The following is a 2,555-nucleotide window of genomic DNA, read 5'->3' as shown; positions in this document are numbered from 1 at the left end:
GGCGGCGGAGCGGGCGCCCGACTGCCGCTGCGGCCCCTCCGGCCCGGCCGGGCCGTCCGCCTCGTCCCGCGCGGACGCGGCGAGCACCTCGTCCGACTCCTCGATAATGCCCTCGGGGTCCTCCAGCCAGTCGTCGATGGCGTCGAGGATGCCCTCGCGGTCGTCGCACTCCTCCAACAGCTCGGCGACTGGGCCCACGCCCTCGAGGACGGCCGAGGGGTCGGCCAGCACCCACGGCGCCAGCACGAAGGCGCGCTCGTGGGCACGGGGATGGGGCAGCATGAGGGCGGGGTCGGAGCTGGTGGTGCCCTCGACCTGGACGATGTCGATGTCGATGGTGCGCGCGCCCCAGTGCTCGTTGCGCTCGCGCCCGAACTCGCGTTCGATCCGCTCGGTCTGCTCCAGCAGCGAGGACACGTCCCCCTCGAAAGTGCCCAGCACCACCGCGTTCCAGTAGTCGGGCTGCTCCTGCTGCTCCTCGTCGAGGACGGGGCGGGTGCGCAGCAAGGGCGAGACGTCGGAGACGGAGAAGCCCTCGACGTAGTCGAGCGCCTCCACGACCGACGCGAGGGTGACGGGCACGTTGCCCAGGTTCCCGCCGATGGCGATGACGACGCTGCGGGGGCCCACGACCACGGGACTGGGCAGGGCGGCGCGGCGCCCGTCCGCCTGGCCGTGCTTGCCGCCCTCCGACGCGCCCCCAGTGCCGGTGGAGCCCGTCAGGACGGAGCCAGCTCCCGCGTCGTAGATGTCGGCGCGGGTGAGGGCCAGGGGCGTGAGGTCCACGGCGCCCAGGCGCACGGTGACGGACACGTCGTCGAAGGCATGGGGCATGGGCGCGTCGGGCTTGTGGACGGTCGCCTCCACGCCCTCGACGCCGTCGTAGGACATCGCGGCGCGGGCGATGCGGTCCGCGAGCGTCTCAAGCAGCGAGGCGCTCTGGCCCTGGAGGATGGAGACGACCTCGTCGGCGATCTCCGCGTAGGAGACGGTCCCGGCGATGTCGTCGGCGGCGAGCGCCCCGTCGGCCTGGACCCACAGGGTCACATCCGCGACGAAGCGCTGGGGCTCTTGGCGCTCGAAGTCGAATACGCCGTGGACGGCGTCCACTTCGAGCCCGCGCAGGGCGATGACGACGGTCTGGCGTGTCACAGGCATTCACCTCCGTATGCGGGGCCCGTGAGGGCGGAACGGACGGCCCGGGCGTTTCGGGCGACGTCGTGGACCCGCACGGCCCAGACGCCCTGGCGGGCGCAGGCCGAGCTGATCCGTGCGGTCTGCTCGTCGGCGTCCCCGCCCATCGCCTTGATGAAACGCTTGCGGGAAGCGCCTATGAGAACAGGGTAGCCGAGGGCGGTCAGACGTGGGAGGGATTCCACTATCAGCACACATTGCTCATTCGTCACAGAGAACCCCAATCCGGGGTCGACGATGAGGCGCTCCGGCGCGATTCCGGCCCCGATCGCGGCATCGATCTGACGGCCCAAACGCTCCAGGATCGCACCCACGACATCCTGACCATAATCAAAGGATTCGCCCGGCATTCCGGGCAGGGCGCGGTAGTGCTGGACCACGAAACGGCACCCCGTGGACGCCACCGAGGCACTCATCCCGGGGTCCCACACACCCCCTGAGACGTCATTGATGATCGTGGCCCCCGCGGCAGCGGCTCGGCGGGCTGTGACGGCATGAAGTGTGTCCACTGACACAACAATGCCCCCACCTGCGAGCTCGCGGACGACGTCGCCGATCCGCGCCCACTCCTCGTCCGGCCCGATGCGGGTCGAACCGGGACGCGTGGACTCGCCCCCCACATCGACGATGTCCGCCCCCTGGTCCACCATCTCGTGGGCGTGGGCGAGCGCGTCGTCCACATGCGCGTAACGCCCGCCGTCGGAGAACGAATCGGGCGTGACATTGAGGATCCCCATCACCAGCGTGCGCTCCGCCATGTCACCGCCTCCCGCCGAGGACGAGCGCCATCATCTCGGCGCGCGTCGTCCCGTCGTTCATAATGCCCCGCAGGGCGCTCGTCACAGTCGACGACCCCGGCTTGCGCACCCCCCGCATCGACATGCACATGTGCTCGGCCTCTATGACGACGATGACCCCCTGGGGGCGGAGCACCTCGTTGAGCGCGTCGGCGATCTGCGCGGTGAGGCGCTCCTGCACCTGGGGGCGCCGCGCGTAGCCCTCGACGAGGCGGGCCAGCTTGCTCAGCCCCGTCACGACGCCCCCGCGCGGGATGTACCCCACGTGGGCGCGGCCGGAGAAGGGCAGCAGATGGTGCTCGCACACCGAGTGGAAGACGATGTCGCGCACCAGGACCAATTCGTCCGTGCCCGCGTGGAACTGGGTGCGCAGGTAGTCCCGGGGATCGAGGTCGACGCCCGCCAGCAGCTCCCGCCACGCCCTCGCCATGCGGCCCGGCGTTCCGGCCAGCCCTTCGCGGCCCGGGTCCTCGCCCACTGCGACCAGCAGGTCCCGGCAGGCCCGCTCGACCGCGTCCGCGTCGAAGGTCACCTCGTCGGCCCCCCGTCCCGCGGACCAGGATC

General features: G+C 71.2%; 3 protein-coding genes. All 3 read right to left on the bottom strand.

Annotation, left to right across the window (positions count from 1 at the left end; translation table 11 throughout):
* The coding region (gene folK, locus BH719_RS08300; protein WP_009744389.1) for a 2-amino-4-hydroxy-6-hydroxymethyldihydropteridine diphosphokinase at positions 1-1,158 on the bottom strand (1,158 nt) is incomplete at its 3' end.
* Positions 1,149-1,952, bottom strand: a complete 804-nt coding sequence (gene folP, locus BH719_RS08295; protein ID WP_009744388.1) for a dihydropteroate synthase — start codon at positions 1,950-1,952, stop codon at positions 1,149-1,151. The genes folP and folK, both read right to left, overlap by 10 nt.
* Before the next feature lies 1 nt (position 1,953).
* The gene (gene folE, locus BH719_RS08290) at positions 1,954-2,523 is read right to left on the bottom strand and encodes a GTP cyclohydrolase I FolE (RefSeq protein WP_021613223.1); all 570 of its coding nucleotides are present in this window, start codon (positions 2,521-2,523) and stop codon (positions 1,954-1,956) included.
* Positions 2,524-2,555 lie beyond the last annotated feature (32 nt).

The sequence above is a fragment of the Pauljensenia hongkongensis genome (assembly GCF_001746855.1).
Classification (GTDB): domain Bacteria; phylum Actinomycetota; class Actinomycetes; order Actinomycetales; family Actinomycetaceae; genus Pauljensenia; species Pauljensenia hongkongensis.
Note: the sequence above shows the minus strand (reverse complement) of the source record. Positions and strands in the feature narration are given on the sequence as shown.